Here is a 5,524-nt window from a genome sequence, read left to right as displayed (position 1 = left end):
CTGGAGGAGCCGCCGGTCGACGTCGTGTTCGTCCTGGTATCGTCCAATCCCGAGGCGGTTCTGCCCACGATTATCTCGCGCTGTCGCCAGGTTCAGTTCAGGCCGATCCCGGCGCAAGAGATGATATCATTTCTGGTCAATAAGTATGATTTGGGCTATGATGAGGCGGCCCTGGCAACCAGATTGAGCGGTGGCATCTTGGGGGCCGCGGTTTCGTTTGCGACATCCCACTCCAAAAGGGAGCGCAGAAAAACCGTCCTCGGTATCGCACGGAGCGCCGACCGCGCCGACCTCGCACGCCTCAGCTTTATCGCCGAGGAGCTTATCCGCGAAATCAAAAAGCCCCTCGACGAGCTAAAAGCCGCTCATAAAAAGGAGATCGCAGAGTTAAAAGAGCAGTATGATGCTAAGGATGCTCCCGTACGCACCATCAAGCGCATCGAGCAACGGCAAAAGCGGGAGCTGGGCAAAGAGGAGCACCAGGGTTTTGAGGATGTCTTGAGCATATTGACCTCGTGGTTCCGCGATATTATCCTGCTAAAAGAAACCGGTAGGGAAGACCTCCTGACCAACCAGGACCACATCCTGGCCGTGAAGGAACACGTCGACCTTTTTAGCAGCGAGGATATGAACCGGTGCCTGCAAATAATCGAAGAAACGAGGCAGTATTCTCGTTTTAATGTTAATATGCAATTAGCATTTGAAGATATGTTGTTTCGCATCCACGACGTGCTCGCGGTCGAGAGCGATCCGTATTTCGTCCCGTAGTACGCAATGGAGCGCAATTTATGATAATTCAGCGGTGCTTTTACAGCACCGGCTTTTATGAAAAAGCAGGAGGTTTTGGCAGGTCATGCCGATAGTTGTTGGAGTCGTATTCAAAAGAGCCGGCAAAGTCTACTACTTTGACCCGGATGGGATAGATTTAAAGAGCGGCGAGAAAGTCGTCGTCAAGACATCGCGCGGGATGGAATTCGGCGAAGTAGTGTCTTCGCCCACGGAAGTCCCCGACGAGGAGATCATCGCCCTGCTGAAGAAAGTCGTCCGGCGGGCAAGCGACGATGATAAGAGCCAGCTCACTAAAAACAAGCAAAAGGAAAAAGAAGCATTTCGGGTTGCGGAGGAGAAGATCGCCAAACACCGGCTTCCGATGAAGCTCATCGAGGTCGAGTACGTGTTCGACGGCAGTAAGATCATCTTCTACTTCACCTCCGACGGCAGGGTCGATTTCCGCGAGCTGGTCAAGGATCTCGCCTCGGTATTTAGAACCCGGATTGAACTTCGCCAAATCGGCGTGCGCGACGAAGCCAAGATGGTCGGCGGCCTAGGCCCCTGCGGCCAGCGTCTCTGCTGCACCGTCTTTTTAGGCGACTTCGAACCCGTCTCAATCCGCATGGCCAAAGAGCAGGACTTGCCGCTTAATCCGTTAAAGATATCCGGCATCTGCGGACGTCTGATGTGCTGCCTGAAATACGAATACGAGGCATACCAGGATTTCAAGAAGCGCGCCCCCAGGCGAGGCACCCGACTCACCACCGAATTCGGCACCGCCCGAATCGTCGAGTTCAACGTCCCGAAAGAGACCGTCATCGCCGAGCTCGAATCCGGCCAACGAATCGAAATGCCCCTAGCCGACGCCCTGGGCTGCAAATGCAAAGCCCCCTGTAAACCCGACTCCTGCTGCGGCAACGGCGGCAAACCCAAAATCGAGTTGGAAGACAGCGTCGACATTCCCGAAGACAGAGGTGCGGATGAGAAAGGCGTTGTGGAAGATCGGGGGATTATTGAGGATAAGGGAATTGTTGGGGATGTTGGGTTCGCGGAAGATGATGAGGTTAATGAAGTTAACGAGGTTGTAGGTGATGAAGCGGTTGTTGCGGATGGAGATGTAGTGGGGGATGAAGAAGCTTTAGAGGATGAGGAAGTAATAGTTGATGCAGGCGGCAACGGCGACAAGCCAAAAGTCGACGAGATCGATGACGGCATCCCGTCGAAGAATGGGGATAGCGATTAGGTCGCAGTGATTGTGATCCGGCTTACAGCCGCGAAAAGATAAGATTGCCTCTGTAGCTCAGCAGGTTATCTAGTATATTAGTGCTAGAATCGCACGTAGCAAGCAACCACCAGGGAGGATTTATGTCAAGGCTTGAAGAGAGTATCGAAATTGCAAATCCCCAGCATCCGCATTGTGCCACAGTTCTTTTGCTCGACATATCAGGGTCAATGGTAGCCAATGGCAAGATTAATCAACTTAACGATGGCTTACGGTTCTTCAAGGAGGATGTCACCTCTGATGAGCTAGCGAGCAAAAGAGTAGATTTAGCAATTATTACCTTTGGAGACGGTGTAACTCTTACCCACGACTTCTCATCAATGGACGCGTTTAACCCACCTACATTACGTGCCTCAGGCTTAACGCCTATGGGTGAAGCCATTCTTAGAGCAATAGATTTAATTGAAGAACGTAAGTTTGAATACAAAAGTAGAGGTATTGATTACTACCGCCCATGGATATTTTTAATCACCGATGGAGAACCTACCGATATGAAACCGGGCGATGCAACCTGGAAAAAGGTAGTTGCAGCTATTAATGACGGAGAGAATAACAAGAACTTCTTATTCTTTACGGTCGGGGTCGAGCCGGCGGATATGGACACACTAAAGCAGCTCTCGCCCTCAAACCGGGCGCCTGTAAGGTTAATGCCCGGCAAGTTTAAAGCTATGTTCGAATGGTTGTCAAAAAGCCAAGGTAGAGTATCGGCGTCCAAAGTCGGCGAAAATGTCCAGCTAGACAGCCCGGCTGGATGGGCCGAGATCTCAACGATATAAGGCACAGGAGGATATGGTTGAAAACATTAGCGACGCCATATTTTTTTGGTGCCTCGGTCATAGGTCCGCTTCATGTCCAGTTAGCTATGCCGTGTCAAGATTCATTTGCCTTTAAGACTATTGACGAAGATTTTGCGGTTGCCGCTATTGCAGATGGGCTTGGTAGTGCATCGAAAGCTGATATTGGAGCTAAAGTAGCAGTCAAAAGCGCTGTAAAAAGTGTAGAAAGAGCTATAAAAGCAACAGCAATAGCAACACATAAGAGTGTGGATATTACAACCCTAGCGAAAGATGCGGTAACTGCGGCCAGGAGAGCGCTGGAGAAGAGAGCGAAAACTGAAGAATGTAGCCTCCGTGATTTAGCGTGCACACTTCTCGTCGCTATTACCCTTAGGGATGCGGTTGCAGCCGTTCATATAGGGGATGGTGCGCTTGTTGTCGACACGGATAACGGTCTTCATCTCATTACAGGACCGGGAGAATCCGAATACACAAACGAGGTCACACCACTGACAAGCCAGGATTGGGAGGAGTCGCTTAAGAGCACATCAGCAGTCTCCGGTGTAAATGGTATTGCGCTGTTTACTGATGGTTGCCAAAGAGCCGGATTGAAAAAAGCTGATAATAACTACGCACCATTCGAAGGCTTTTTTAGGCCGCTTTTTACATATGCCACGCAGATTGATGATTTTGAGCAGGCCAACCAGGATATCTATGATTTACTCGCATCAGACAAGCTCAGCGAGCATTCAGAGGATGATAAAACCTTAGTTCTTGGCATTCTACCTAAAGGAACGTAACTAATGCCAATTCTTGCGGTTTATGATCTGACGGGCAACAAAATTGGATTAAAAAGTACCGGTAAGAGCGGCGGCGAAGGGGCTATCTACGAAATTATCGGCTCTAACAATGGCACTAATAGTAGATGTGCAAAAATTTATCATCCGCAAAAAATTACTGCGGAACTCCACCAGAAAATATTAAGCATGGTGAACAACCCACCGGATGATCCGTCCCCCAATGCGAGACACCGATCAATTGGTTGGCCGGAAGATGTTCTCTATAGCGATTCGGCCAGAAGACTGTTTGTCGGCTATACAATGCCTTTGATAGATACAAAGGTATTTAAGGAAACCCACAAATATTTTGATCCTTCTGATAGGTTAAAAGCGTTTGGCGGAAGCTTTACCTGGCAGCACTTGTTTACCGCAGCGTTTAATATAGCGAGTGCGGTTGCGGCGCTACATGAGAAAGGGCACCGTATCGGAGACTTAAGGGAAACCAATATTCTCGTATCCCCAAGTGCCCTAGTAGCTATAATTGATTGTGACTCGTTCCAGGTAAAAGATAGCGCATCGGATATTACTTATTACACTCGAGTTGGAAGCGGTGAATACCTGCCTCCTGAATTGATGGGTGCGGATTTTAAGACAAACGATCATGATCGATACCACTCAGATCTGTTTGCCCTGGCTATCATAATATTCAAGTTCTTAGCGAATGGCGTGCATCCGTATCAGGCAAGAGGCCCCCTCGTTGATGACGCTCCGTCCCCTGAAGAAAAGATAAAGAAAGGGTATTTCCCATATACTACAGATGCTAGAGGCATCGAACCGCCTAGCTACGCGCTTCCGTACAATATAATTCCGCCGTCTATAAGGGTTTTGTTTTACCGATGTTTTGTTGAAGGCCATGCATATCCTTTGAGGCGGCCTGCTGCAATTGAATGGTTTAATACTTTGAAGGCCGAAGGTGTAAAGTTAAAACAATGTTCCAAGAATGAAAATCACTGGTATGGTAATCACCTTAGTGACTGCCCATGGTGTAATGCTGTAATGCGTCTTGGGAAAGATTACTTTCCGAAACCTTTTTTAGCCGGTCAACAAATTGAGCTTATTGCTGCAAAACACGTGTCCCAATTGCCACAGAGAGTACCGCTAGTGCAGGCGCAGCCACAAATGCACATGCCAACAACGGGTATTGCGCGAACAGCTCAGCAAACATATGTACAACCTAGAGCAGCTAGAAAAAGAGTGCGTAACCGATTCCTGGCATCAAAGATGGACGGCTGCCTTGCACAGCTGTTTGGGGGCATTCTAGTTCTATATGCAGGCTATATGCTTTCCAAAAGCGGTATTTATGTATACAGCCAATTTGATCAGGCTGTAGATAATTATCAGCCATTCTTATTACAAGTTGGAATATATGCAGCCGTTCTTATTGTTGGAATTCACATAATACATTGTGGTATAGACGATTGGTAGACTGTTTGCCTGCTAGTTTTTTTATGGGCAAGGTTATCATTCCGGCTTCTATGGTTGCCACACTGTGCGAGCACAAAGCGCGCCAGCTCGTCGACGTTAAGCAGAACAAAGAGGAGGATATTCAAAACCGCGCGCAAATCTGCTAAACTAAAGGGCGTTCGTTTTCACGACCTGCGGCATTCATATGCCGCGATTGACAGTTTGGACGCGCCAAAACAGGTGGTGGCGGTGGTCTAAGACTGGTGTAATACGCGGTTACAATGTGGTCACAAAACACCCAAAAATATGCTAAAATACGGTTAGACACAGACAAGAGAAAAACAGCAAAATAGCAGGTCAACAACTAAATACACATCATGCCACTGTAGCTCAGCAGGTAGAGCAGCTCACTCGTAATGAGCAGGTCAGCGGTTCGAATCCGCTCAGTGGCT

Annotated in this window: 5 protein-coding genes, 1 tRNA gene and 1 pseudogene; all 7 read left to right on the top strand. The window is 48.5% G+C overall.

The window, feature by feature from the left end; translation table 11 throughout:
• Window positions 1–768 (top strand): DNA polymerase III delta subunit-related protein (locus COY37_RS03775; protein ID WP_286976194.1); only part of this gene is annotated, 768 nt, incomplete at its 5' end.
• A gap of 85 nt (window positions 769–853) precedes the next feature.
• Window positions 854–1,756: pseudogene (locus tag COY37_RS11785) on the top strand (PSP1 domain-containing protein); the annotation flags it as partial.
• Window positions 1,757–2,136: 380 nt separating this feature from the next.
• Window positions 2,137–2,829 carry a vWA domain-containing protein gene (locus tag COY37_RS03765; RefSeq protein ID WP_286677799.1) on the top strand — a complete coding sequence of 231 codons (693 nt, stop codon included), beginning with the start codon at window positions 2,137–2,139 and terminating at the stop codon, window positions 2,827–2,829.
• A gap of 17 nt (window positions 2,830–2,846) precedes the next feature.
• Window positions 2,847–3,629 carry a PP2C family serine/threonine-protein phosphatase gene (locus tag COY37_RS03760; RefSeq protein ID WP_286677800.1) on the top strand — a complete coding sequence of 261 codons (783 nt, stop codon included), beginning with the start codon at window positions 2,847–2,849 and terminating at the stop codon, window positions 3,627–3,629.
• A 3-nt stretch (window positions 3,630–3,632) separates the two neighbouring features.
• On the top strand, window positions 3,633–5,093 hold the full coding sequence (locus COY37_RS03755; RefSeq protein ID WP_286677801.1) for a helix-hairpin-helix domain-containing protein: 1,461 nt from the start codon (window positions 3,633–3,635) through the stop codon (window positions 5,091–5,093).
• A gap of 5 nt (window positions 5,094–5,098) precedes the next feature.
• Window positions 5,099–5,239, top strand: a complete 141-nt coding sequence (locus tag COY37_RS03750; RefSeq protein ID WP_286976192.1) for a hypothetical protein — start codon at window positions 5,099–5,101, stop codon at window positions 5,237–5,239.
• 212 nt (window positions 5,240–5,451) lie between these two features.
• Window positions 5,452–5,524, top strand: a tRNA-Thr gene (locus COY37_RS03745).

This window comes from Candidatus Aquicultor secundus, from assembly GCF_002791875.1.
Taxonomy (GTDB): Bacteria; Actinomycetota; Aquicultoria; order Aquicultorales; family Aquicultoraceae; genus Aquicultor_A; species Aquicultor_A secundus.
This window is presented reverse-complemented; position numbering and strand designations above follow the sequence as displayed.

Excerpts from the sequence above, each read along its gene's own strand:
- COY37_RS03765 (WP_286677799.1), top strand. The coding sequence starts at position 2,137 with ATGTCAAGGCTTGAAGAGAGTATCGAAATTGCAAATCCCCAGCATCCG.
- COY37_RS03755 (WP_286677801.1), top strand. The coding sequence starts at position 3,633 with ATGCCAATTCTTGCGGTTTATGATCTGACGGGCAACAAAATTGGATTA.